The sequence below is a fragment of the Streptomyces sp. NPDC088097 genome (genome assembly GCF_044741845.1).
Taxonomy (GTDB): domain Bacteria; phylum Actinomycetota; class Actinomycetes; order Streptomycetales; family Streptomycetaceae; genus Streptomyces.
The window spans coordinates 739,086-763,094 of the sequence record NZ_JBIUTJ010000002.1 but is presented as its reverse complement, the minus strand read 5'-3'; the positions used below and the strand labels follow the sequence as shown (position 1 = coordinate 763,094).

The following is a 24,009-nucleotide window of genomic DNA, read 5'->3' as shown; positions in this document are numbered from 1 at the left end:
GGGGGGGGGGGGGGGTGTCGGCGGCGCCCCCCCCCCCCGGGGGGGGGGGGGGCGGGGCGCGGGGGGGCGGGGGGGGGGGGGGGGGGGGGGGGGGGGGGGGGCCCCCCCCCACGCCCGGCGACGCGCGCCGCCGGCGGATCAGCGGGTCGCGCCGAAGTCCTGGGTCCAGTACTGACCCGGCTGCGCGAGGCCGATGCCGATCTCCTTGAAGGAGCAGTCCAGGATGTTCCGCTTGTGGCCCGGGCTGTTCATCCAGCCCTCCATGACCTTCGCGGCGGTGGGGTAGCCGTAGGCGACGTTCTCGCCGTACGTCCTCCACTCGTACCCGGCGCGGGTGACCCGCTGTCCCGGGTCGGAGCCGTCCGAGCCGGTGTGGGACATGTTGCTGTGGGCGGCCATGTCCGCGCTGTGGTCCTGCGCGGCCTTCGTCAGCTTCGCGTTGACGGTGAGGGCCGGGCACCCGACGGCGGCGCGCTCCTGGTTGACGAGCGCGAGCACCTCGGCCTGGGGGCCGGTGGGCGCCTGGGCGTCCTGGGAGGCGGTGGGCCCGGTCGGCTCCACCGGCTGCGGCGCGACCGGCCGCGGTCGCGCGGGGCGCGGCTGCTCGGGCTGCGGCTGAGCGGGCTGCGGCTGCTCGGTCTCGACGACCTGCTCCGCGGGAGGCTCGGCGATCGGCTGCGACGTGGGCTCCGCCGGTGCGGTGTCGGGGGCCGTGGTGTCGAGCTGGGCCGGGGCTTCCACGGGCTGCCGAGAGCCGGGGAGGCCCAGAGGGGCGCCGTACCCGGAGCGCCCGTGCTGCTGGGCCGCGGCGGGGCGCGCGGAGCCGGATTCCTGGGTGTCCAGGCAGGCCATGGCGGCCGTGGGCACGGCGACGATGGCCAGTGCTCCGACGGCGACGGCTATTTTCTTGTGGTGCGACTTCTTACGGTGCTTCTTCATACGTGACCTCACTCGGTTTTCGCGAAGCTCCCGGCGCCCGGACCGCGAGGACGCCGGAGGAGCCGCCATTGTTGAAGCCCCGCCGTGACCTGGGCAAGCCACACCCCCGAGGGCGCTCGGGAGCCACCGGCACCGGCTTGAAACGGCCACAAGATCGTGCATGCGCGCCCACCGGCCGCCTTCGCCCAGACCTGGCGCACCGCCAGAACCGCCGCCCGTCAGCCGCGTTGAAGAAGGCAAAACAAGAGCCACTGATTCCGTTTCTGGCGGAGTGAGGCATGTCAACGTCAAATAGGCATAAAGAGCGACATGTCGACGGCCTGGCGATCACAGCCCGACCCACTGGAACGACACGTGCCGCGTGACGCATGTCACGGCTCGGCAAGGCAACCGGACGGTGTGTCCGCACCCGCGTTCAAGGAGGCAACCGAGGGGGCCCTGACGCACGGCCGCCCCGCGCGCCGACGGGCGCACGGGGCGAGATGTGTGGCGGAACGTGCGGGGCCGGCCGAACCGGCCGCCCCTTCCGCCCGTCAGACCAGCGGGGTGAAGTCCCGCGAGGCGATGAAGGATGGGCGCCGGATCGGAGCCGCGAAGGGCTCCACGGGCCGGTTCTCCACGCTGTTGAACACCAGGAAGACGTTGCTGCGCGGGAAGGGGGTGATGTTGTCCCCCGAGCCGTGCATCGCGTTGCAGTCGAACCAGGTCGCCGATCCGGCGGGACCGGTGAACTGCCGGATGCCGCAGGCGGAGGAGAAGCGGGTGAGCGCCTCGCGCGAGGGGATCCCGGCGTCCTGCATCTGGAGGGACTTCTTGTAGTTGTCCTTCGGCGTCTCCCCCGCGCAACCCAGGAACGTCCGGTGCGAACCCGGCATGATCATGAGGCTGCCGTTGGTCGTGTAGTTCGGGGTGAGGGCGATGGACACCGAGACCGTCCGCATCCGGGGCAGGCCGTCCTCGGCGTGCCAGGTCTCGAAGTCCGAGTGCCAGTAGAAGCCGCTCGCGCCGAAGCCGGGCTTGGCGTTGATGCGGGACTGGTGGACGTACACGTCGGATCCGAGGATCTGGCGGGCCCGGTCGGCGAGGCGGGAGTCGGCGGCGAGGCGTGCGAACACCTCGCTGATGCGGTGGACCTCGAAGACCGAGCGGACCTCCCCGGACCGGGGCTCCACGATGGCCCGCTCGTCGGCCCGTACGGAGGGGTCCGCCACCAGCCGGTCCATCTCGGCGCGGTACTCCTCGACCTCCGCCGGGCCGAACAGCTGGTCGGCGGTGAGGAAGCCGTCGCGCTCGAACTCCTCCAGTTCGCGTGCCCAGAGCGGCCCCGGGGTGCCGGGTTCGGACCACACGACGGGGTCCTTGCGTCCGACGAGGACTTCCTCGGAGCCCCGGGTGGGGTACAGGTCGGTGAGCGTGCGTTCGGTGACAGTGGTCATGGCGGTGCCTGCCTCGCCTCTCGGTTCGATCGCTGGATCGGTCGGTCGGTCAGTCAGTCGATGCGTGGGTGGGTGCGTCGGTCGGTGCGTCGGTCGGGTCAGACCGGGTCCGGTTCGGTGAGCAGCGGGTAGACGCCGTTCTCGTCGTGGTCCTCGCGGCCGGTGACCGGCGGGTTGAAGACGCACAGGCAGCGGAACTCGCTGACGACCCGCAGGGTGTGGCGTTCGTGGCCGTCGAGGACGTAGACGGTGCCGGGCGTGATGCGGTGCTTCTCGCCGGTCTCCTCGTCGGTCAGTTCGGCCTCGCCCTCGACGCACACGACGGCCTCGATGTGGTTCGCGTACCACATCGACGTCTCGGTGCCGGCGTACAGGATGGTCTCGTGGAGGGAGAAACCGACGCGTTCCTTCGCCAGGACGACGCGCTTGCTCTCCCAGGTGCCGGAGGCCGCCTTGACGTGGCGGTCGGTGCCTTCGATGTCCTGGAAGGATCGGACGATCACGGTGGTGCTGCCTTTCGTGGTGCCGGCTCCCGCGCGCCACTGGCGGGGGTGCCGTACGGGGTGGGTCAGGCGGTCTCGCGGACGGACCGGGCGAGGATGTCGAGGCCCTCGTCGAGCTCGTCGGCGGACACGGTGAGCGCGGGGAGCAGCTTGACCACCTCGCTCTCGGGACCGGAGGTCTCGACGAGGAGGCCGTGCTCGAAGGCCCTGCGGCACACCTCGGCGGCGCGCTCCTTGCGGGCGAACTCGATGCCCCAGACCATGCCGCGGCCCCGGTAGGAGATGCCCTCGCCGTCCTGGTCGGCGCAGAGGTCGATGAGCGCCCGCTCGATGCGGTCGCCCTGGACGCGGGTGCGTTCGCGCAGGACGCCGTCGCGCCAGTAGGTGTCCAGGGCGGCGGTCGCCGTGATGAAGGCGGGGTTGTTGCCGCGGAAGGTCCCGTTGTGCTCGCCCGGCTCCCAGATGTCGAGTTCGGGCTTGAACAGGCAGAGCGACATGGGCAGTCCGTAGCCGCTGATGGACTTGGACAGGGTCACGATGTCGGGGGTGATGCCGGCTTCCTCGAAGGAGAAGAAGTCGCCGGTCCGGCCGCAGCCCATCTGCACGTCGTCGACGATGAGCAGCATGTCGCGGCGGCGGCACAGGTCGGCGAGGTTGCGCAGCCACTCGGCGCGCGCCACGTTCACACCGCCTTCGCCCTGCACGGTCTCCACGATCACGGCGGCGGGGTTGTTGAGGCCCGAGCCCTGGTCCTCCAGGAGCCGCTCGAACCAGAGGAAGTCCGGGACCACGCCTCCGAGGTAGTTGTCGAAGGGCATGGGCGTGCTGTGGACCAGCGGAATGCCGGCGCCCGCGCGCTTGAAGGCGTTGCCCGTGACGGCGAGCGAGCCGAGGGACATGCCGTGGAAGGCGTTGGTGAAGGACACGACGGCCTCGCGGCCCTTGACCTTGCGCGCCAACTTCAGGGCGGCCTCGACGGCGTTGGTGCCGGTGGGGCCGGGGAACATCACCTTGTACGGCAGGCCGCGCGGGGCGAGGATCGTGGAGTGGAAGGTCTCCAGGAAGGCCCGCTTGGCGGTCGTCGACATGTCCAGGGCGTGCGTGATGCCGTCGCGCTGGATGTACTCGACCAAGGCCTGTTTGAGCACGGGGTTGTTGTGGCCGTAGTTGAGTGAGCCGGCGCCCGCGAAGAAGTCCAGGTAGCTGCGGCCGTCCTCGTCGTGGAGGCGACTGCCCTGCGCGCGGTCGAATACGACGGGCCAGGCGCGGCAGTAGCTGCGTACCTCCGACTCGACGGTGTCGAAGACGGTCGGGACCGGTGCTGTCGTGGTCAAGGTGAGCCTCTCCAAAGGTCGTGCGCGGGTTGGGATCGCGTGCGAAACGGGTTCGGGCGGGTTCAGGACAGCGGGGCGATGCGGTGGAGCACTTCCGCCTCGTGGTGACCTGCGCCGCCGGGGAAGTGCTCCTCGTCGAAGAGGACCTTCCGGGTGACGCGGGCGCCGTGGCGTTCGGCGTAGGACGCGAACAGCCTTTCCGACGCGGTGTTTCCGGGGCTGATGGTGGTTTCCAGGCCGTCGAGCCGTTGTTCGGCGGCGATCCGTGCGGTCAGCCGGTCGAGGAGGATGCCGGCGACCCCCTGCCCGCGGACGGACGCGTCCACGGCGATCTGCCAGATCAGCAGGGTCGCCGGGGCGTCCGGGCGGAGGTAGCCGGTGACGAAGCCGACCGGGCGGCCGGCGGCGTCCCGGGCGACGGCGGAGGTGGCGGCGAAGTCCCTGCACCACAGCAGGTAGCTGTAGGGGGAGTTGACGTCCAGCGTCTCGGCCTCACGGGCGAGGCGCCACAGCTCGGGTCCGTCGGCCAGGGTCGGTCGGTCGACTCTGATCCGGGGTGCGGTCGTCGGGGCGGGAGTTCGGGAACGGGTGGCCGGGTCGGCTGGAGCGGTGGTCATGCGGGCCGAAGTTACCGACCTCGGGACGAAATCGCAGCCCCGGTCGGGGTTCCATACGCGAATCATTCGTGTTATTCGACAGCGCCGCCCGAGGGGTCGACACCCCTCACAGGGGCGTCAAAAACCATGGGTTTGTCGGGATAAAACACCCAACTCATGGCGAATATAACGAGATGATAACGTCTTTGCCCTGTGCCACATTTACCATGTGAAAGCCGCAACATTCGACGCTCCCCCCGTTTGGGACGGCAGGAACGGGTAAGACGGGTCGACTCCCGCTGTCCGACGGCAGCGGCGCGTCCGCGCCCGGGCGCCGTCCCTGACGAACCACCGGGTGCCCCGCACGGGCAGGCGGTACAAAGGGGTATGACCGAGCAGCTGCGACCCGCGGGGACGTCACCCGCCGCGGACCAGGTCGACGAGGTGACACGCGCCCTGCTCACCGGCTCCCGCCTGCTTCTGGCCCTCTCGACCCGGGCCCTGGCAGCCGGCGCCGGGGACAGGGTCACGCTCGCGCAGTTCCGGATGCTCGCCGCCCTCGCTGAGCGCGGGCACGTCAAGCTGGTCGCCCTGGCGGGCCTGATGGCGGTCAATCCGTCGACCGCCATGCGCATGGTCGACCGGCTCATCGCGGCCGGGCTCGCCGACCGGCGGCCGAATCCGGCCAACCGGCGGGAGACCGTCCTGACCGCGACGGCAGCAGGCCTGCGCCTGGTGGAAGAGGTGACCGCCCGGCGCCGGGCCGAGGTCGCCGCGGTCGTGGCGCGGATGGAGCCGGAGCAGCGGGCCGCCCTGGTCGCCGCGCTCACCGCGTTCATCGGCGCGGGCGGGGAACCCGAGGCGGACGAGCCCTACGGTGCGCCGCGCCCCCTCGGCTGGACCGAGCCGTACGTCCTGGGCTGAACCGAGCCGTACGTCCCGGGCTGAACCGGCCCCTGCCGCTCCGGCCCGGGCCGGAGCGGCAGGGGGCTCGGTCAGGGGTCTCAGGCGGTGTCGGCGATCGCCTCCAGGGGGTTGAGGGCCGCGGCCCGGCGGGCCGGGACCGCCGCCGCCACGGCGCCGATGGCGAGGGAGGACAGGCAGACGAGGAGGAGGGTGCCCCAGGGGAGCGAGAACGCGTACTGCTCCACCGCGCCGTTGGCGAGCGAACCGACGGCCCACGCGCCGAACAGGCCGCCCACGAGCCCGAGCGCGGTGCCGAAGACGGCGACGGTGAGGGATTCCAGTCGGATCATGCGCCGAATGCCCTTGCGCCGCATGCCGACGGCGCGCAGGACGCCGATCTCGCGGGTGCGTTCGGCCACCGACATGGCGAGGGTGTTCGCGATGCCGAGCGAGGAGATGACGACACCGATGGCGAGCAGTCCGTACGTCAGGGTGAGCAGGTTGCCGACGGTGGCGCCGGCTTCCGCGACGAGCTGTCCGCGGTCCTGGATCGTCAGGAGCGGATTGTTGCCCACCGCGGTCCGCAGCCGGTGTTCGAGGTCCTTCGCGGCGCCCCGCTCGGCCCGGACGAAGACGCGCTGCACGGATCCGGGGACGAAGCCGTTGGCCTGTACTTCGGCGCGTGCGCCGAGGACGTCCCCCGCCAGGGGGTTGTCCCGGTACACACCCACCACGGTGTACTCGCGCGGCTCCTGGCCGAGGCCCATCCGGGCTTCGGTCCGGCCGCCGACGGCGAGGCCGTACTCATGGGCGGTGGTGGCGGAGACCGCGATCCGCCCGGGTGCGAGTTCCCCGGCGGAGCCGCTGACGAAGTCGAGCTTCAGGGCGGTGTCGAGGCCCTTCGGGTCGATGCCGGTGATCCCCTCCACCCCGCCGCCGACGAACAGGGTGCCGGCCGAGGTGGCGGTGGCCGCTTCCACACCGGCGGTGCGGGCCACCCGGTCCACGGCGGCGGGGTCGATGGCGGTGGTGTCGGTCCGGGCCCGGATCAGGTAGTCGGCGCTGAGGCCGGCCGCCGCCTGCCGGTCGAGGGACCGGGCCGTGGAGTGGCCGATGACGGCGAGTCCGGCGACCAGGGCCGTACTGACCATGAGGGCGGCGGCGGTGGCCGCGGTACGCCGCGGGTCGCGCAGCGCGTTGTCCCGCGCGAGCCGGCCGACGACCCCGAACCGGGAGGTCAGAGCCCCGAGGGTGCGGATCAACGGGCGGACGAGCAGCGGCGACAGGACGATCAGACCCGCCATCAGGACGCCACAGCCGAGCATCGCGCTCCGCAGGTTCTCCTCGGAGGCGTCCTCGGCGCCGGTGAGCGAGACCAACAGGCCCGCGCCGGCTGCCAGGAGGACCGCTCCGATCGCGCCCCGGACCCGGGTTCCGGCGGTGGACGGCGGCTGGTGGGCGCTGCGCATGGCCTCGATCGGCGCGATCTTCGCGGCCCGACGGGAGGGCAGCCAGGCGGCGAGGACGGTGACGCCCACCCCGACGGCGAGCGCGGCCACGACCGACCGGGCACCGATGACCAGGGGGAAGTCGGGCAGGGTGCCGTCGGAGCCGCTCAGCAGGCCGGGCAGCACGCTCGCGACGCCGAGGCCGGCGAGGAAGCCGACGGCCGACGCGGCCACTCCGATCAGCGCGGCTTCGAGGATCAGGGAGCGGACCACTTGGCGGCGGGTGGCCCCGATGGCCCGCAGCAACGCGATCTCCCGCGTGCGCCGGGACACGAGCATCGTGAAGGTGTTGACGATGAGGAAGGAGCCGATGAACAGCGAGACCCCGGCGAAGACCATCGGGACCTTCTGGTAGCCGCGGGTGAGGACGTTGACGTAGACGGCCTGCTGGTCGGCCTGCGCGGTGGCGGTGGTGGCCTCGGCTCGGTCGGCGGGGAGCGCGCCGGTGACGCGGCCCGCGAGCTCGAACTGGCTGGTGCCGGGAGCGGCGGTCAGATCGATGTCGGTGTAGTGCCCGGGGGTGGCGAAGAGCTGCTGGGCGGTTGCCAGGTCGAACAGGACGAGGGTGCCGCCCGTGGTGACCCGGGTGTCGTGGGTGGTGACGATGCCGACGAGGCGCTTGGTCATGACCGGGCCGTGGGTGGCCAGCGTGATCGTGTCGCCGATGTGGAACCCGCCGGCCTCGGCGGTGGTGGTGTCGACGACGATCTCGTCGCCGCCGCGCGGGGCCCGCCCCTTCACCAGGGGATGGCGGCCGTCCTTGCCGTCGGGTCCGGGTACGTAGGCGCCGGCCGGCCGGGCCCGGCCCGTGCCGGCGCGCAGCGGGTCGCCGTCCGCGGCGGACAGGGTGGCGGAGCCCTCGGCGGAGGGGCGCACCGCGGCGACTCCGGGAACGGCGGCCAGTTTCCGTACGAGCGCGTCGGTGAGGACGTCCTCCCGGGGCTCCGCGACCCGGCCGGGCGGGGGTGCCTTCGCGGTCACGGTGACCGCGATGCCCTCGAAGCCCTTGGAGGCGGCGGCCCGGTAGCCGGCGGCGGCGGAGTCGGCGAAGACGAGGGTGCCGCAGACGAACGCGACACCGAGGCAGACCGTCAGGACGGTCATGGCAAGACGGGCCTTGTGCGCGAGGACGTTGCGCAGGGCTGTTCGCAGCATGGGGAGCTTTCGAATCGATGGTGGTCGACGGGGTGCGGGGGATGCGGCGGGCGCGGGGGGGGTGCGGGGGGATACGGGGGCGCGCCTCGGTCAGGAGGTGTGGCTCGGGGTTTCGAACGCGAGCATCCGGGCGAGGACGCTGTCGGCCGTCGGCTCGTGCAGCTCGTCGACGAGCCGTCCGTCGGCGAGGAACACGACCCGGTCCGCGTACGAGGCGGCCGCCGGGTCGTGGGTGACCATCACCACGGTCCGGCCCAGTTCCCTCACCGAGTCCCGCAGGAAGCCGAGGATCTCGGCGCCGGAGCGGGAGTCGAGGTTGCCGGTCGGTTCGTCGGCGAACACGATCTCGGGACGGGAGATCAGGGCGCGGGCGACGGCGACCCTCTGCTGCTGGCCGCCGGACAGCTCGGCGGGACGGTGCTCCAGCCGGCCGGCCAGTCCCACCGTGGCGATGACGGCCTCCAGCCAGGCCGGTTCGGGCCGCCGGCCCGCCAGTCGCAGGGGCAGCGTGATGTTCTCCAGCGCGGTCAGGGTGGGCATCAGGTTGAAGCCCTGGAAGACGAACCCCACCTTGTCGCGGCGCAGTGTGGTGAGCCGGTTCTCGGAGAGCGACGACAGCTCGGTGCCGCCGATGTGGGTCGTGCCGGAGGTGGCGGGATCCAGCCCGGCCATGCAGTGCATGAGCGTGGACTTGCCGGAGCCGGAGGGGCCCATGACGGCGGTGAACCGGCCCCGCGCGAACTCGACGCCGACCCCGTCCAGCGCGGTGACCCGGGCCTCGCCCTTCCCGTAGACCTTGGTCAGGGCGGTGGCGCGGGCGGCGGGTTCCGCGGTGTGGGGGCGGGGGGGAGGAAGGTGTGCTGACATGGGGACTCCGACGGAAGTACGGGGGTCCGCGCGGCGGGCGCGGACCGGGTGGACCTCTCCATCGTTACGGCTCCCACCTGCGCAAACATCGCCCGGGAGGCGGGAGTTGGCGTCTGCCGAAAGGCAGGAGCGCGGGCGGCGCCTCCGTCTTTGGGCAGAGCGCGGGCGTGCTCGCCTCCGCCTTTCGACAGAGGCGGGGCGCCCTCGGCACGAGGCCAGGGCGCAGAGGCGGAGGGCCGGGGAATCAGAGGGTCGGGGGCAACGGGTCAGGGAGTCAGACGGTCAGGGAGTCAGACGGTCAGGGGGTCAGGCCACTTCGGTGGGCCAGGAGGGCGGCCTGCACCCGGCTCGTCGAACCGGACTTGTCCAGGATCGCGCCCACGTGGGTCTTCACCGTGCCGGTGCCGATGCCGAGCCGTTCGGCGATGTCCTGGTTGGACAGCCCCTGGCCGAGCATCGCCAACACGTCCCGCTCGCGGGCCGTCAGCCGCTCGATGCTGCGGGCGTCCTCGGGGAGGAGTTCCCGCGCCGGCGTGTCGTCCGCGCGCAACATGCGCGCGACCACCGTCCCGGTCACCCCCGGGGAGAGGACGGCGTCCCCGGCGGCGGCGGCCCGTACCGCGTTGATCAGTTCCTGCGGCCCCTCGTCCTTGAGCAGGAAGCCCGCCGCGCCCTCGCGCAGGGCGCGCAGGACGTTGTCCTCGTCGCCGAAGGTCGACAGCATCACCACGCGTGGCGCGGGGTCGAGGGCCAACAGCGGACCGATCGCGGCGAGGCCGTCGCACACGGGCATCCTCACGTCGAGCAGGACGACATCGGGCCGGTGGGCGGCGGCCGCCTCCACGGCCCGGCGCCCGTCGGCGACGTCGGCGACGACCTCGATCCCTTCGGCGTGGCGGAGGATCAGGCTCACCCCGGCCCGGATCATCGCCTCGTCGTCGGCGAGGAGGACGCGGATCGAAGGGGCGGGCTCGCTCACGGGGACTCCCAAGGGGTGGCGTCCTGGACGGACGGGACGGGAAAGCGGTCGATGGCGATCAGCCGGCTGGAGCCGTCGAAGCAGTAGCGGGCCACGGTCAGGACGCCGGGGCGGTGCTCGGTGGCGCCGTTGAACGGATAGACGCAGCCGATGGCGCCGGCCGGGCGGGGCGGCTCGTGCCCGGTGGCCGCGGCCCGGACCGCCGCGTTGTCCAGGACGCCGCTCCCCGCCACCTGCTCGTAGGTCATGCCGACGTGGGGCAGCGGCTGCGGCCCCGAGCCCGAGGAGGGCTCCGTGGCGTAGACGAACCCGACGCCGATCACCATCGACACGCACACCGCCACCGTGCCGCAGGCCGCCATCAGCCACTGTGCGCTCCGGTGCGCCGGCGCCACGGGGCCGATGTGCCGGGAAACGTCGAGGGGTTGGGGATCGGTCGCATCCGGAGTGCCCGCGCCGGCCGCCCGTACCGCCACGGCCTCGTCGGCCTCGGCGGGGACGGTGGCGTGGACCTGGAAGCCTCCGGAGGGCAGCGCGCCGGCCGCGAACACTCCGCCCAGCAGTTCGGTACGCTCGCGCAGCCCCGTCAGACCGCGGCCGGTGCCCGGGGTGGGCCCGGAGCCGTCCGCCGGGGCGGCGGCGCGCGGGGTGGCGGGGGCGCCGTTGCGGACGGTGACCGACACGGCCGTGTCGTCGTGCGTGACGGCCACGGTGGTGTGCGCCGTGGCCGCGTACCGGTGGACGTTGGTCAGGGCCTCCCGCACGACGCGGTGGACCGTACGACGGACCGGCGCCGGACGGTCGAGGAGGTCCGGCCCGTGCCACTGCGACCGGACGTCGATACCGCCGGCCCGGGAGTCCTCGACCAGCGCCTCGATGTCGGCGCGGGTGCCGGTCGCGTCGGTGAGCACGTCGACGCCGGTGTCCCTGCCCAGCGGCCCCAGCACGCCCAGGGCCCGGCGCAGCTCCCGCATCGCGTCGCCGGTGGTGCGCCGTACGAGCACCGCCTCGTCGCGCAGCTCGGGCGCAGCCCGTTCCAGGGCCAGTTCCAGGCCGCCGGCGTGCAGGGAGACCAGGCTGAGCCGGTGGCCCACCAGGTCGTGCATCTCCGCCGCGATCCGGGACCGCTCGTGGATGCGGGCCTCACTGTCGGCGAGCAGCCGGGCCCGCTCCGAGGCGTCGCCGCGCTCACGCAGCGCCCGTACGAGCCGGCCCTGCTGCCCCTGTACGGTGCCGACCAGCCCCGGCACGACCACGGCCGTCACCGCGAGCACCAGGCCCAGGGCCGCTCCGTACAGCAGGGACCCCGGCCCCACCCGGGGCCCCGCCACCGTGGCGACGACCGTCACCACGGCGCTGGCCGCGACCGGCAGCCAGGCGCGTCGGCGCCCCGGAGCCGTCCGGCGGGCCGCCGCGTACGCGGTGGCCGCCAGGACCGGGCCGGCGCCGGGCGCCAGTCCCGCCAGGGCGGCGAGGACCAGCAGTACGGGGGCGTGCCGGATCCGGCGCAGCGGGAAGAGGAGCACGGCGGCGGCCGCGGCCGCCGCCTGGAACTCCGGGTGCGGCGGGCGCGCGATCCGGAGCATCGCCGCCAGGGTCACCAAGGTCACCAGGGCGACGACGGCCACGGCCGCCGCCTCCGCCGCCCACGGCCCGGGTCCCGTCGCGTCCGGGCCGTCCGGGCCGTCCGGCCTGTCCGGGTCCTGGCGGGTCGATCGGAGGAAAGGGCTGGTACGGGGCACAACGCCCAGTATCGGTGTCCGAAGGGCGCGGGGCGTGGACCCTCAGGCCGATCCGCCGCTCTGCCGAAAGGCAGAGGCACCCGCCCTGCTCGGACGGTGGGGAGCGGGCCGCGTCGTGCGCCGACCGTTGACAAAGTCGTCATCTGCTAGAAATCTGTGGCGCGACAGCCGCACATCTACGACTTGAGAACTCAAAAATCTGAGCACCCTCTGCAAAATCACGGCAGGCATGCACATCCGCCTGTGGAAGTCCCAGGTTCGAGCCTCCACCCCGGCGCGTCGGCACCGGGCGGATCCCCCCATGGAACAGAGGACAGCATGAGATGGAAGCACGGTGGCCGGCTGATGCTGGCCGGCACGGTCGTCGCGGGCTTGATGTCCGCCGGGCTCCTGCCCGCCACGTTCGCCGCCGCGGCGGGCGGCCCCAACCTCGCCCTCGGCAAGACGGTCACCGCGAGCGGCTCCCTCGGCGGATACGGGGCCTCGGGCGTCACCGACGGCAACCAGGGCTCGTACTGGGAGAGCCCCTCGGGGACCTTCCCGCAGTGGGTGCAGGTGGACCTCGGCAACAGTGCCCGCGTCGACCAGGTCGTCCTGAAGCTGCCCGCGTCCTGGGAGACGCGCACCGAGACCCTGACGGTGCAGGGCAGCACCGACGGGAGCACCTTCAGCGCCCTGTCGGCCTCCGCCGGGCGCGTGTTCAACCCGTCCCAGTCGAACGCGGTGACCATCGCCTTCCCCGCCGCGACCGTCCGCTACCTGCGGGTCAGCGTCACCTCGAACACGGGCTGGCAGGCCGCGCAGATATCCGAGCTGGAGGCGTACGCGGCCGACGGCGGCGGCAATCCCGGAGACCCCGGCGACCCCGGTGATCCGGGAACGCCCCCGGCCGGCGTGAACCTGGCCAAGGGCAAGCCGATCGAGGCCTCCTCCGTCACCCAGTCGTTCGTCGCGGCCAACGCGAACGACGACAGCGTCACCAGCTACTGGGAGGCGGGCGGCCGGCAGTCCACGCTGACGGTCAAGCTCGGCTCCAACGCCGACGTCACCGGGGTGGCCGTCAAGCTCAACCCCGATCCCGCCTGGGGCAACCGCACCCAGAGCTTCGAGGTCCTGGGGCGCGAGCAGTCGGCGACCGGGTTCACCTCCCTCAAGGCCCGCGCCGACTACGCGTTCAGCCCGACGGGCAACCAGAACACGGTGGTCGTCCCCGTCACCGGCCGGCTCGCCGACGTCCAGCTGAACTTCTCCGGCAACACCGGCGCCGGCGGCGGCCAGGTCGCGGAGTTCCAGGTCATCGGTGCGGCCGCGCCCAATCCCGACCTGACCGTCACCGACCTCACCTGGTCCCCGGCCTCCCCGTCGGAGGTCGACCCCGTCACGGTGGGCGTCACCGTGCGCAACGCCGGTACGGTCGCCTCCCCCGCGACCACCGCCGCCGTCAGCCTGGAGGGAGCGGTCGCCGGAAGCGCCCCGGTGGGCGCGCTCGCCGCCGGCGCCTCGGTCACCGTCCCGGTGGCCGTCGGCAAGCGTCCGATGGGCAGCTACACCGTCTCGGCCGTGGTGGACCCGGCAGGCACGGTGCCCGAGCAGGACGACACCAACAACAGCCGCACCGGCTCCGCGAAGCTCGTCGTCGGCCAGGCTCCCGGTCCCGACCTGGAAGCCCTCTCCATCACCACCAATCCGGCCAACCCCGCCGTGGGCGCTCCGGTCTCCTTCACCGTGGCCGTACACAATCGCGGTACCACCGGGGTGGCTTCGGGCACCGTCACCCGCCTGGTGGCGGGCGCCACCACCTTGAACGGCCCCACTCCGGCGATCGCGGCCGGCGAGACCGTCAACGTGGCGATCAACGGCACCTGGACGGCGGTCAGCGGCGGGGCCACCCTCACCGCCACGGCCGACGGCACCTCCCTGGTCGCCGAGACCAACGAGAACAACAACGGCTTCAGCCGCGCCGTGGTCGTCGGCCGGGGCGCCGCGCTGCCGTTCACCGCGTACGAGGCGGAGGCCGGCAGCTACACCGGCGCGCTGCTGCAGACCGACGCCAAGCGCACCTTCGGGCACACCAACTTCGCCACCGAGTCCTCGGGCCGCGAGTCGGTCAGGCTGTCCTCGACGGGCCAGTACACACAGTTCACCTCGACCGGGGCCGCCAACTCGATCGTCGTGCGCAACTCCGTCCCCGACGCCGCGGGTGGCGGCGGCCAGGACGCCACGATCAGCCTCTACATCAACGGCACCTTCGACCGCAAGCTCAGCCTGTCGTCCAAGTACAGCTGGCTCTACGGCAGCACGGACAGCCCGGAGGGGCTCACCAACACCCCCGGCGGCGACGCCCGTCGGCTCTTCGACGAGTCCCACGCCCTGCTCTCCAAGAGCTACCCGGCGGGCACCACCTTCCGACTCCAGCGGGACGCGGACGACACGGCCTCGTACTACGTGATCGACCTGGTCGACCTGGAGCAGGTGGCCCCGCCGGCGGCCAAGCCGGCCGAGTGCGCCTCGATCACCGAGTACGGCGCGATCCCCAACGACGGCATCGACGACACCGTCGCCATCCAGAAGGCGGTCACGGCCGACCAGAACGGGCAGATCGCCTGCGTCTGGGTCCCGCAGGGCCAGTGGCGCCAGGAGCAGAAGATCCTCACCGACGACCCGCTGAACCGGGGCCAGTTCAACCAGGTGGGCATCAGCAACGTCTCGATCCGCGGTGCGGGCATGTGGTACTCACAGCTCTACACGCTGACCGCGCCGCAGAACGCGGGCGGCATCAACCACCCGCACGAGGGCAACTTCGGCTTCGACATCGACGACAACACACAGATCTCCGACATCGCCATCTTCGGCTCGGGCACGATCAGGGGCGGCGACGGCAACGCTGAGGGCGGAGTGGGTCTCAACGGCCGCTTCGGCAAGAACACCAAGATCACCAACGTGTGGATCGAGCACGCGAACGTCGGTGTCTGGGTCGGTCGCGACTACGACAACATCCCGGCCCTGTGGGGTCCCGGCGACGGAGTCGAGTTCACCGGCATGCGGATCCGCGACATCTACGCCGACGGCATCAACTTCGCCAACGGCACGCGCAATTCGACCGTCTTCAACTCCTCCTTCCGCACCACCGGTGACGACTCCCTCGCCGTCTGGTCCAGCAAGTACGTGAAGGACCAGTCGGTCGACGTCGGGCACGACAACCACTTCCGCAACAACACCATCCAGCTCCCGTGGCGGGCCAACGGCATCGCGATCTACGGCGGTTACGGCAACACCATCGAGAACAACCTGATCTACGACACCATGAACTACCCGGGCATCATGCTGGCGACCGACCACGACCCGCTGCCCTTCTCCGGGCAGACGCTGATCTCCGGCAACGGCCTCTTCCGTACGGGCGGCGCCTTCTGGGGCGAGGCCCAGGAGTTCGGCGCGATCACGCTCTTCGCGGCGAACCAACCGATCCCGGGCGTCACCATCCGCGACACCGACATCCACGACTCGACCTACGACGGGATCCAGTTCAAGACCGGCGGCGGGTCCGTCCCCGACGCGAAGATCACCAACGTACGCATCGACGACTCGAACAACGGCGCCGGCATCCGGGCCCACGGCGGCGCACGAGGCAGTGCCACCCTCTCGAACGTCACCATCACCGGTTCCGCCGACGGCAACATCGTCGTGGAACCCGGATCACAGTTCGTCATCAACGGCGGCTAGCCCCACCCCGCTTCACCAGACCGGCCGCCCGAGCAACCCTCGGGCGGCCGGTCCCGCGCGGGCCGGTTCGGGCGGGGCTACGGGGCGAAGGGGCCGTCGGTCGTGAAGGCGAGGCGGGCGAAGCGTTCGCCGATGAGGCGGTGGGTGGTGGCGTCCGGGTGCAGGTTGTCGGGCAACGGCAGCTCGGCGTGGTCGGGTTCGCCGTAGAGGGCGAGTCCGTCGAGGTGGTGCAGGTTCGGGTCGTCGGCGGCGCGCTGCCGGACGATGCGGACCAGCTCCTCGCGGATCACGGTGAGCGTCAGCTTGCCGGCGGCCGTCTCGGCCGGGTCCCCGGTGGCCGTGAACGACAGCCGTCCCTCCCCCATCGCTTCGAGGTTCACGGCGCAGGGGCCGGGCGTGTGCTCGTGGATGGGGCAGTGGATCGGCGAGACGACCAACAGCGGCGTGTCGGGGTGCCCCTCCCGGATGGTGTCGAGGAAGCCGTGGACGGCCGGCCCGAAGGCGCGCAGTCGCATCACGTCGGCGTTGACGATGTTGATCCCGATCTTGACGCTGATCAGGTCGGCGGCGGTGTCGCGCATGGCGCGAGCGGTGAACGGGTCGAGCAGCGCACTGCCGCCGAACCCCAGGTTGATCAGGTCCACGCCGCCCAGGTGCGCGGCGACGGCGGGCCAGATCCCGGTCGGGGTCGCGGCGTTGGAGCCGTGACTGATGGAACTGCCGTGGTGCAGCCAGACTTTACGGCCGTCGGCGGGCACGGTGTGGACGGGGGCGTCGGTGCGCAGCGCGACCAGTCGGGTGGTCTCGTCGTGCGGGAGCCAGATCTCGACCTCCTTGTCCTCGCCCGGCAGGCCGGTGAACCGCAGGGTCTCCACCGGCCCTTCACGGGATTCCGCGGCGCCGGAGGCCAGGTCCACGGTGATCGTGTCCCCGTCGGCGGCGACGGCCCGGCCCGCGAGCCGTCCGTCGACGAGCAGCTCGTACACGCCGTCGGGGCGGGGCGGCGCTCCGACGTAGACCCGCTTGCCGGCCACCACGTCCAGTTCGACGGTGGTGGCCCGGGTGCGGAAGCCCAGTCGCACGCCGGACGGCTGCGCCTCGGCCATGGCCAGCTGCCCGTCGGGGATCTGCTTGCGGGCGCGCGCGGGCAGCCGGTGGGGCAGTACGCCGCGTTCGGTGTGCTCCAGGTCGAGGGCGCCGCGCAGCAGGTCCGCGGTGATGGCGGTGGTGGTGATGGCGGTGGTCCGGTCTCGGTCGGTGCTCATGGGCCGATCTCTTCGCGGGGAGGGCTGTGAGGGGAGTCAGGAGGCGGTGGGCCAGGTGCGCAGCAGGGCGTCGAGCGCGTTGAGGATCTCGGTCCAGCTCTCCTGCGGGTCGGGGGCGCTGTGGCTGAAGCCGCCGGCGGCCTCCAGCCCGACGTAGCCGCTGAAGACGCTGCCCAGCAGGCGAACGGCGTGGGTCTGGTGGGGTTCGGCGAGGTGGTACCCGCGCAGGAGCGCCCGCATCATCCGGGCGTGCCGCACACCGGCGCTCACGGCGGCCGTCTCCGGGTCGAGCCGGTAGGCGGCGGCCTCGAACCGGCCCGGGTGCCTGAGCGCGTAGCCGCGGTAGACGTTCGCGAAGGCGGTGAGGGCGTCCTTGCCGGCCCGCCCGGCCACCGCCGCGGAGACCTCGTCGGCGAGTTCCTCCAGGGCGAGCAGGGCGATCCGGGTCTTGAGGTCGTGCGCGTTCTTGACGTGCGAGTACAGGCTCGCGGTCTTGACGCCGAGCCGTCGGGCCAGCTCGGCAGGGGTCGCCGCTTCGAAGCCGATCTCGTCGGCCAGCTCGGCGCCCGCACGGACCAGTCGCTCCGTGGTCAGTCCTACGCGCGTCATGTCCGTCCTCCGCGTTGCTCCCCGAAGCCTGCCATAGGGCAGTATGCATTTGCCTAATAGGATTAGGCAAATGGCGCTATTGATTTGGAACGGCCGCTTAGGGGAGGGGGCCGACACCGCGGGAAGGGGGCGGCATGCCAACGCCCCCGCCCCCCGAGCATTCGGGGGCGGGGGCGTTCGGGGAGCGGGGGCGTTCAGGGCGGCGAGTCCTCGGACCGTGCCGCGTTCAGACCTTGCGCCACCGGGCCATCGCGAAGGAGAAGAGGCCGAAGAGGGCGAGGCCGGCGGCGACCGCCAGCAGCAGCCACGGTCCGGCGGGCGTAGCGGTGAACGACCGCAGGGTGTCGTCCATGCCCTTGACCTGCGCGGGGTCGTAGCGCAGTGCGGCGTACACGGCGAAGCCGCCCGCCGTGGCGAAGACGAGGCCGCGCGCCATGCCGCCGCCCACACCGAGTACGTCGACGGTCTTGCGCAGGCCCGCGGAGACCCCGCCCATCTCCATGTGCTTGCGGAACGAGCGCCGGGCGGCCTTCACGCCGATGACCACACCCGCGATGAGTATCCCGGCGCCGGCGGCGGCCACCAGCCACTGACCGGCCGGCAGACCCAGCGCCTTCGTCGTGACGTCGCGCGACTGCTCGTCGCTCGACGGGCCGGAACCGGCTCCGGCTGCGAAGGAGAGTACGGAATAGGCGGCCGTCCCGTAGAAGACGGTGCGGCCCGCCGAGGCCAGCCGCTTGGTGGCCTTGCCGCCGTCGGCTCCGGCGGCTCCGAACACCGCCTCCGACAGCCGCCACAGCGCCATGCAGACCAGGCCAACCCCCACGGCCCCCACCAGGACGCCGCCGAACGGCTGCCCCGACAGTTCCTTCAGGGCCCCTTGGCGATCGGCCTCTTGGCCGGTGTCGCCCAGGGCCACGCGGGCCGCCACTCCGGCGATGAGCAGGTAGAGCACGCCGCGCGCCGTCAGACCGCAGCGGGCCGTCAACTCCCGACCCTTGCCACCCCGCGACGCGCTCCGTACGCCCGCTCTCGCGACTCCGGCGCTCACCGGCTCAGACCTCGCCACGCCAGGCGCCGGTCTCGGCCCCTCGCGCCTCGATGAACGCCTTGAACCGCTTGAGGTCGCCCGCGACCTGACGCTTCACGAAGCCGAGCTTGTCCGCCGCGTTCTCGGCGAGCCCCTCGGGCGCCCAGTTCATGTGCAGGGCGATCTGGGTGGTCGTCGGGTCGACCGGCCGGAAGGTGACCAACCCGGCCTGACGCGGCTCTCCGTCCACCGTCATCCAGGCGACGCGTACGTCCGGCAGCTGCTCGGTGATGCGGGCGTCGAACTCGCGTTCCACACCGTTCACGTTGGTCACCCAGTGCGTGAGGGTGTCGCTGCGCTGTTCGATCCTCTCGACGCCTTCCATGAAGGCGGGGAAGTCCTCGAACTGGGTCCACTGGTTGTAGGCCGTCCGGATGGGGACGTTCACCTCCACGTACTCCTCGACGTGCGACATGCGAATCCCTTCCGTGCTGTCGGCGCGACCGGGGCGCTCGGCCACCGGGGCCTCCCTGTTGGAAGCTCGTGGGCCCTCGACTACCCGACCGCGCCCACCCCATGCGCCCGGGCGCTCCCCGGCACGGCCTGCCGCGCTCGGGCCGCGCACGCCCGTAGGGTCGTACGGTGAACTCCACCGCGCGCACGCGCACTTCCCCGGTCGAGGACGACGCCCCGTTCGCCAGGCGCGCGGCCTCGGTGTTCGGCCGAGCGGGCGGAGAGGTCCGCTGGCCCTACGGGATGTCCCCACCGCCACCGCCCCGGAGCGGATCGGAGGACGCCGACGCCCTCGACCGACACCGGGCCGCCTCCTCGGACCGCCGGGCCGCGCAGGAGACGATCACCAACTGGGCGCAGGCGTACGGGCTGCGGCAGAGCCTCTCGGGCTGCTGCCCCCGCTGGCTCCAACGCCGCCGCAGCCGGCGCTGCCAGCCCTGGGACTGCACGCACTACGGGGGCGGCGCCCCGGACCACGACTGGCTGGACCACCTCACGGTGTGGACCCGGGAGGGCCGGCCCGCGGTCCTCACCACGGCCCCCTACGAGGTCACGCCCGACGACGAGGCCCGCCTGCGGTGGTGGACCCAGCAGGACGCCCGGCTCGCCGTGGCCCGCGGAGCGGGCTGGTACGGATCCGGCACCAGCCAGATCGTGGTGTGGCGGGGCGACCTCCTGCCCGAGGTCCGGCCCGCGTAAGGCGGTCGGCCGCCGCATCGGGAGGGCGTCGCGTACGCGGAGCCCGGCCGTCACCCCGGGACGACCGCCCCCACCCCCGTGGGAGGCGGTCGTCCCGGATCCGCGCGGGAGGAGCAGCGGAGCTTCGTCGGCGAACGGGTCCCGCGGGGCTCCGATCCACGGGCCTGGATACCTGTGTCACACAGTCGCGGTACGACTCGTTTCGTTTCGCGCTCTGATCATGCGGTCTGCCTACGTCGATGTCAACGCGGAGAACGCCCGGTCCGCACGCTAGCGTCTGCCAGATGACACCTCCGCCCCCACGACAGCCCGACCCCTCCCGCCGCAACACCCAGGCCGCGCGGGCCATCACCACGGCGGCCCTCGAACTGTGCCGGGAGGTCGGCTACACCAAGGTCACCATGGACGCCATCGCCGCCCGGGCCGGTGCGAGCAAAGCGACCATCTACCGGTGGTGGCCCAGCAAGGGGGCGGTCCTCCTCGACGCGTTCATGGAGGCCGCCGCGGACTCGGCCGGATTCCCCGACACCGGCGACGTCGTCGCGGACCTGCGCACGCAGATGAACTCCGCCGTCGCGACGATCGCCGGCCCCGATCTGTGGCCCCACTACACCGCGTTGATCGGCGAGGCCCAACACCACCCCGGCCTCGCCCAGGCCATCTTCGACCGGTTCATCGGCCCCCTGGAGGAAGCCGCCGCCGAGCGGCTGCGCGCGGCCCAGGAGCAGGGGGAACTGGACCCCTCGCTCGACCCGCACGTACTCATCGACCTGATGTACGGGGCCCTGTACTACGCCCTGTTGCTCGTCCGCAAACCCGCGGACCCGGCCTATGTCGACACCCTCCTGGCCACCGCGTTCCGGGCGTGGACCGCCAAGGGCGTCGAACCCTGAGCGCGCTCGGGGAGCGTCGCGCGGGGAGCCGGTGCCGGCGGGGCGGCCGGTGAGGGTGAGCGCCCGGGTGTCAGACGTCCCCGAGGTCCGAACTCACCCAGCGCTGCGGCCTCATGTGGATGATGATCTGCTCCCCGTGCGCCTTCCAGGCGAAGTCCACGTAGCCTTCGACCTTCTCGGCGGGCAGGTACCGGGTGGACATCTCCACCAGCCGCTCACGGGTGGCCGGTTCGGTCGAGACGACCGGTCCCTCGACGGAGACGTACCGGATCGTCGGCTTCAGACGGTCCACCATCAGCGTGAACCGCCCTGCCGCCCGGATCAGTTCGGCCTTGCGCGAGTTCAGGCCGGTCAGGATCCAGATGTCGCCACCGGGCGCGTACTGGTACCAGATGGGGACCGTCAGCGGTGCGCGGTCTCCCTCCGGGCCCGCGTTCACGGCCAGCGCGGCGATGTGGGGCTCGGCGAGGAAGCGTTCACGGTCGGTGCGGGACAGGGCCACGACAGACTCCTTCGGCAGGACGGGCATCACTCGGACAACGGCCCGCCCGACGCGACTGTTCCCCCCCGTCACCCGTACGGCCCTGGGCCGGCACACCGGAGCGTGCGGGTCCAGGGCCGTCCCCACCGCGCGACGATCAGGCGGTGGCGAGGAGTTCGAGGGTGTCGATCACACGGTTCGAGAAGCCCCACTCGTTGTCGTACCAGGCGACGACCTTGATGTGGCGTCCCTCGACGCGGGTGAGCGCCGAGTCGAAGATGGACGAGGCGGGGTTGCCCGTGATGTCGGACGACACGAGGGGGTCATCCGAGTACTCCAGCACGCCGGCCAGCGGGCCCTGCGCCGCGGCGCGGTAGGCCGCCAGGACCTCTTCGCGCGTCACGTCGCGGGCGACGGTGGTGTTCAGCTCGACGATCGATCCCACCGGCACGGGAACGCGGATCGAGTCGCCGGAGAGCTTGCCGTCGAGGTTCGGCAGGACGAGGCCGATGGCCTTCGCGGCGCCCGTGGTGGTCGGCACGATGTTGACGGCTGCGGCGCGGGCGCGGCGGGGATCCCGGTGGGGACCGTCCTGGAGGTTCTGCTCCTGCGTGTAGGCGTGCACCGTGGTCATGAAGGCGTGCTCGATGCCGGCGAGGTCGTCGAGGACCGAGGCCAGCGGGGCGAGCGCGTTGGTGGTGCAGGAGGCGTTCGAGACGACCGTGTGCAGCGCCGGGTCGTACGCGTCCGTGTTCACCCCGAACGCGAGCGTGACGTCGGCCCCGTCCGCCGGAGCGCTGACGAGCACCCGCCGGGCGCCCGCGTCGATGTGGGCGCGGGCGGCCTTCGCCGAGGTGAAGCGGCCGGTCGCCTCCAGCACGAGGTCGACGCCCAGCTCGCGCCAGGGCAGCTGCGCCGGTTCCCGCTCGGCGAGGACCTTGATGCGCCGGCCGTCGACGACGAGGACGTCCCCGTCCACGCTCACCGGACGGCCGAGCCGGCCGGACGTCGTGTCGTAGGCGAGGAGTCGCGCGAGCGTGGCGGGCTCGGTGAGGTCGTTGACGGCGACGATCTCAAGGGCGCTGTCACGCTCCAGGAGCGCGCGCAGGACGTTGCGTCCGATGCGGCCGAATCCGTTGATGGCGATGCGAGTCATGGTGTGTCCCCTTCCGTTTCACCACCAGGGTCGCGCGCGGCGGCCTCCGCTGACAGGGGCGCGATCGCCATGGTCCGCAAGGATCGCGCCACAGCGCGGCCGACCGCGTCCGTCACTCGCCCCGGGTGAAGGTGCGCCGGTACTCACTGGGCGTGGTGCGCAGGATGTGTTGGAAGTGGAGCCGCAGGTTCGAACCGGTGCCGAGGCCGACGTCGGCGGCGATCTGCTCGACGCTCCGCTCCGATCGCTCCAGCAGTTCCCGGGCCAGGTCGATGCGGGCGCGCATCACCCATTGCATGGGCGTGTAACCGGTGTCCTCGGCGAAGCGACGCGAGAAGGTGCGCGCCGAGACCGCCGCGTGCCGGGCGAGCGCCTCCAGGGTGAGGGGCTCGCCGAGCCGGTGCAGGGCCCACTCCCGGGTGGCGGCGAAGCGCTCGCCGAGCGGCTCGGGCACGCTGCGCGGCACGTACTGCGCCTGACCGCCGCTGCGGTAGGGGGCCGCGACCAGGCGTCGGGCGGCGTGGTTGGAGGCCGCCACTCCGAGGTCGCCGCGCAGGACGTGCAGGCACAGGTCGATGCCGGATGCGGCCCCGGCCGAGGTCAGCACGTCGCCCTCGTCGACGAACAGGACGTTCTCGTCGACCTTGACCCGCGGCCACTTCGCGGCGAGCGCCCGCGTGTAGTGCCAGTGCGTCGTGGCGCGCTTGCCGTCGAGGAGGCCCGTGGCGGCGAGCGCGAAGGCGCCCGTGGAGATGGCCGCGAGCCTCGCGCCCCGGGCGTGGGCGGCGACCAGCGCGTCGAGAACGGGCTGCGGCGGAGCGTCGCGGTCGGGAAAGCGGTAGCCGGGGACGAAGACGATGTCGGCCCAGGCGAGCGCGTCCAGGCCGTGGGCGACGGAGTACGACAGGCCGTCCCCGCCGGTCACGAGCCCGGGCGCGGCGCCGCACACGCGTACCTCGTACGGCATGCTCGCGCGGGTGGTGAACACCTGGGCGGGGATCCCCACATCGAGGGGCTTCGCCCCCTCCAGGACGAGGACGGCGACGTGACGGGGGCGGGAGTCGGGCACGGGACGAGGGTACGCGGGGGTGCGCGCGGGCGGCGGAGGCGGGAGGCGCGGGTCAGGCCTCGATGTGGGCGACGACCACGACGGTGCGCAGGGCGGTGACGAAGTACAGGACGACGACGCGTTCGATCTCGTCGGCGTACCGGCGCAGCGCGGGTCGGCCGCCGTCGGCGTCGGTGGGGAGCGGGTCGCCGATCTCGGGGTCGACGGAGAGGGCGACCAAGGCGCGGTCCAGGGCATGGACCGCGGCTTCGGTGTCGAGTTCTTCGAGCTGCTTGGCGGCGGATTCGCTGAAGGCGATCCGGGCGCGTCGCGGGGTGGGGCCGGTGGCCATCAGGCGACGGCCGGGCGGCGGGAGGCCAGGACGGCGAGGCGCTCCTCCCGCAGGTCCTCCCACGGGGTGCACTCCTCCACCGCCGGAAGGCCGTTGGCGGCGAGGTCCTCCAGCACCGAGGCGAACCGGTCGGCCTGCTCCCGGGTCCTGGCCGCGTACGCGCGGACCGCGTCGGCGGTGGCGGGGGCCAGCTGGTGCCGGGCGGCGGGGACCGGTCGGTGGCTCATCGTGGGCTCCAGGAGGCTGAACCGGTGGGGCCCCACCACGGTATCGCCCGG

At 72.5% G+C, this 24,009-nt stretch carries 22 protein-coding genes; 4 read left to right on the top strand and 18 right to left on the bottom strand.

Annotated elements, in window-relative coordinates:
- Positions 1-138: 138 nt before the first annotated feature.
- The 5 genes from ACIOD1_RS09430 to ectA form a co-directional block, all read right to left on the bottom strand.
- A complete protein-coding gene (locus ACIOD1_RS09430) occupies positions 139-939 on the bottom strand; it encodes a CAP domain-containing protein (RefSeq protein ID WP_365628565.1) in 801 nt (266 codons plus the stop codon).
- A 533-nt stretch (positions 940-1,472) separates the two neighbouring features.
- Positions 1,473-2,375, bottom strand: coding sequence for an ectoine hydroxylase (gene thpD, locus ACIOD1_RS09425; protein ID WP_365628562.1), 903 nt, complete (start codon positions 2,373-2,375; stop codon positions 1,473-1,475).
- Positions 2,376-2,473: 98 nt separating this feature from the next.
- Entirely contained in the window at positions 2,474-2,878 is a 405-nt protein-coding gene (locus tag ACIOD1_RS09420) for an ectoine synthase (protein ID WP_365628559.1), read from the bottom strand.
- A 65-nt stretch (positions 2,879-2,943) separates the two neighbouring features.
- A complete protein-coding gene (gene ectB / locus ACIOD1_RS09415; protein ID WP_401901247.1) occupies positions 2,944-4,212 on the bottom strand; it encodes a diaminobutyrate--2-oxoglutarate transaminase in 1,269 nt (422 codons plus the stop codon).
- Positions 4,213-4,274: 62 nt separating this feature from the next.
- Positions 4,275-4,829 (bottom strand): diaminobutyrate acetyltransferase, encoded by a 555-nt coding sequence (gene ectA / locus ACIOD1_RS09410; protein WP_401901246.1) that lies wholly within the window; start codon positions 4,827-4,829, stop codon positions 4,275-4,277.
- A gap of 366 nt (positions 4,830-5,195) precedes the next feature.
- Here ectA and ACIOD1_RS09405 point away from each other — a divergent pair, with 366 nt between their 5' ends.
- Entirely contained in the window at positions 5,196-5,732 is a 537-nt protein-coding gene (locus ACIOD1_RS09405; RefSeq protein WP_365628550.1) for a MarR family transcriptional regulator, read from the top strand.
- Between the two features lie 80 nt (positions 5,733-5,812).
- Here the strand turns inward: ACIOD1_RS09405 and ACIOD1_RS09400 are convergent, their stop codons facing one another.
- The 4 genes from ACIOD1_RS09400 to ACIOD1_RS09385 all read right to left on the bottom strand — a co-directional run bounded on the left by ACIOD1_RS09400 (position 5,813) and on the right by ACIOD1_RS09385 (position 11,965).
- Positions 5,813-8,377, bottom strand: a complete 2,565-nt coding sequence (locus ACIOD1_RS09400) for an ABC transporter permease (protein WP_401901244.1) — start codon at positions 8,375-8,377, stop codon at positions 5,813-5,815.
- 90 nt (positions 8,378-8,467) lie between these two features.
- Positions 8,468-9,244, bottom strand: a complete 777-nt coding sequence (locus ACIOD1_RS09395) for an ABC transporter ATP-binding protein (RefSeq protein ID WP_401901242.1) — start codon at positions 9,242-9,244, stop codon at positions 8,468-8,470.
- 298 nt (positions 9,245-9,542) lie between these two features.
- Positions 9,543-10,223: a response regulator gene (locus tag ACIOD1_RS09390; protein ID WP_401901240.1), complete on the bottom strand. Its 681-nt coding sequence runs from the start codon at positions 10,221-10,223 to the stop codon at positions 9,543-9,545.
- Positions 10,220-11,965, bottom strand: coding sequence for a sensor histidine kinase (locus ACIOD1_RS09385; RefSeq protein ID WP_401901238.1), 1,746 nt, complete (start codon positions 11,963-11,965; stop codon positions 10,220-10,222). The genes ACIOD1_RS09390 and ACIOD1_RS09385 overlap by 4 nt, the downstream gene beginning before the upstream one ends.
- 318 nt (positions 11,966-12,283) lie before the next feature.
- On the opposite strand from ACIOD1_RS09385, the gene ACIOD1_RS09380 reads away from it, so the two are divergent.
- On the top strand, positions 12,284-15,685 hold the full coding sequence (locus tag ACIOD1_RS09380) for a CARDB domain-containing protein (protein ID WP_401901236.1): 3,402 nt from the start codon (positions 12,284-12,286) through the stop codon (positions 15,683-15,685).
- A gap of 77 nt (positions 15,686-15,762) precedes the next feature.
- On the opposite strand, the gene ACIOD1_RS09375 is transcribed toward ACIOD1_RS09380, so the two are convergent.
- The 4 genes from ACIOD1_RS09375 to ACIOD1_RS09360 form a co-directional block, all read right to left on the bottom strand.
- Positions 15,763-16,950 (bottom strand): GDSL-type esterase/lipase family protein, encoded by a 1,188-nt coding sequence (locus tag ACIOD1_RS09375; protein WP_365628533.1) that lies wholly within the window; start codon positions 16,948-16,950, stop codon positions 15,763-15,765.
- A 36-nt stretch (positions 16,951-16,986) separates the two neighbouring features.
- Positions 16,987-17,559 (bottom strand): WHG domain-containing protein, encoded by a 573-nt coding sequence (locus ACIOD1_RS09370; protein WP_365628530.1) that lies wholly within the window; start codon positions 17,557-17,559, stop codon positions 16,987-16,989.
- Positions 17,560-17,785: 226 nt separating this feature from the next.
- Positions 17,786-18,610, bottom strand: a complete 825-nt coding sequence (locus ACIOD1_RS09365) for a DUF1206 domain-containing protein (protein ID WP_401901233.1) — start codon at positions 18,608-18,610, stop codon at positions 17,786-17,788.
- A 4-nt stretch (positions 18,611-18,614) separates the two neighbouring features.
- The gene (locus tag ACIOD1_RS09360) at positions 18,615-19,064 is read right to left on the bottom strand and encodes an SRPBCC family protein (protein WP_365628527.1); all 450 of its coding nucleotides are present in this window, start codon (positions 19,062-19,064) and stop codon (positions 18,615-18,617) included.
- Between the two features lie 167 nt (positions 19,065-19,231).
- Here ACIOD1_RS09360 and ACIOD1_RS09355 point away from each other — a divergent pair, with 167 nt between their 5' ends.
- Together ACIOD1_RS09355 and ACIOD1_RS09350 are read left to right on the top strand one after the other, a co-directional pair.
- Entirely contained in the window at positions 19,232-19,801 is a 570-nt protein-coding gene (locus ACIOD1_RS09355) for a hypothetical protein (RefSeq protein ID WP_365628524.1), read from the top strand.
- Between the two features lie 284 nt (positions 19,802-20,085).
- Entirely contained in the window at positions 20,086-20,694 is a 609-nt protein-coding gene (locus ACIOD1_RS09350) for a TetR/AcrR family transcriptional regulator (RefSeq protein ID WP_401901231.1), read from the top strand.
- Between the two features lie 70 nt (positions 20,695-20,764).
- On the opposite strand, the gene ACIOD1_RS09345 is transcribed toward ACIOD1_RS09350, so the two are convergent.
- The 5 genes from ACIOD1_RS09345 to ACIOD1_RS09325 form a co-directional block, all read right to left on the bottom strand.
- On the bottom strand, positions 20,765-21,196 hold the full coding sequence (locus ACIOD1_RS09345; RefSeq protein ID WP_365628518.1) for a pyridoxamine 5'-phosphate oxidase family protein: 432 nt from the start codon (positions 21,194-21,196) through the stop codon (positions 20,765-20,767).
- 136 nt (positions 21,197-21,332) lie between these two features.
- On the bottom strand, positions 21,333-22,331 hold the full coding sequence (gene gap, locus ACIOD1_RS09340) for a type I glyceraldehyde-3-phosphate dehydrogenase (RefSeq protein WP_401901229.1): 999 nt from the start codon (positions 22,329-22,331) through the stop codon (positions 21,333-21,335).
- A gap of 112 nt (positions 22,332-22,443) precedes the next feature.
- Positions 22,444-23,400 (bottom strand): helix-turn-helix domain-containing protein, encoded by a 957-nt coding sequence (locus ACIOD1_RS09335; RefSeq protein WP_365628512.1) that lies wholly within the window; start codon positions 23,398-23,400, stop codon positions 22,444-22,446.
- Positions 23,401-23,452: 52 nt separating this feature from the next.
- Positions 23,453-23,731, bottom strand: a complete 279-nt coding sequence (locus tag ACIOD1_RS09330) for a hypothetical protein (protein WP_365628509.1) — start codon at positions 23,729-23,731, stop codon at positions 23,453-23,455.
- The gene (locus tag ACIOD1_RS09325) at positions 23,731-23,958 is read right to left on the bottom strand and encodes a hypothetical protein (RefSeq protein WP_365628506.1); all 228 of its coding nucleotides are present in this window, start codon (positions 23,956-23,958) and stop codon (positions 23,731-23,733) included. The genes ACIOD1_RS09330 and ACIOD1_RS09325 overlap by 1 nt, the downstream gene beginning before the upstream one ends.
- Positions 23,959-24,009: the final 51 nt, after the last annotated feature.

Excerpts from the sequence above, each read along its gene's own strand:
- ACIOD1_RS09430 (WP_365628565.1), bottom strand. The coding sequence starts at position 939 with ATGAAGAAGCACCGTAAGAAGTCGCACCACAAGAAAATAGCCGTCGCC.
- thpD (WP_365628562.1), bottom strand. The coding sequence starts at position 2,375 with ATGACCACTGTCACCGAACGCACGCTCACCGACCTGTACCCCACCCGG.
- ectA (WP_401901246.1), bottom strand. The coding sequence starts at position 4,829 with ATGACCACCGCTCCAGCCGACCCGGCCACCCGTTCCCGAACTCCCGCC.
- ACIOD1_RS09405 (WP_365628550.1), top strand. The coding sequence starts at position 5,196 with ATGACCGAGCAGCTGCGACCCGCGGGGACGTCACCCGCCGCGGACCAG.
- ACIOD1_RS09400 (WP_401901244.1), bottom strand. The coding sequence starts at position 8,377 with ATGCTGCGAACAGCCCTGCGCAACGTCCTCGCGCACAAGGCCCGTCTT.
- ACIOD1_RS09395 (WP_401901242.1), bottom strand. The coding sequence starts at position 9,244 with ATGTCAGCACACCTTCCTCCCCCCCGCCCCCACACCGCGGAACCCGCC.
- ACIOD1_RS09380 (WP_401901236.1), top strand. The coding sequence starts at position 12,284 with ATGAGATGGAAGCACGGTGGCCGGCTGATGCTGGCCGGCACGGTCGTC.
- ACIOD1_RS09375 (WP_365628533.1), bottom strand. The coding sequence starts at position 16,950 with ATGAGCACCGACCGAGACCGGACCACCGCCATCACCACCACCGCCATC.
- ACIOD1_RS09370 (WP_365628530.1), bottom strand. The coding sequence starts at position 17,559 with ATGACGCGCGTAGGACTGACCACGGAGCGACTGGTCCGTGCGGGCGCC.
- ACIOD1_RS09360 (WP_365628527.1), bottom strand. The coding sequence starts at position 19,064 with ATGTCGCACGTCGAGGAGTACGTGGAGGTGAACGTCCCCATCCGGACG.
- ACIOD1_RS09350 (WP_401901231.1), top strand. The coding sequence starts at position 20,086 with ATGACACCTCCGCCCCCACGACAGCCCGACCCCTCCCGCCGCAACACC.
- gap (WP_401901229.1), bottom strand. The coding sequence starts at position 22,331 with ATGACTCGCATCGCCATCAACGGATTCGGCCGCATCGGACGCAACGTC.
- ACIOD1_RS09330 (WP_365628509.1), bottom strand. The coding sequence starts at position 23,731 with ATGGCCACCGGCCCCACCCCGCGACGCGCCCGGATCGCCTTCAGCGAA.
- ACIOD1_RS09325 (WP_365628506.1), bottom strand. The coding sequence starts at position 23,958 with ATGAGCCACCGACCGGTCCCCGCCGCCCGGCACCAGCTGGCCCCCGCC.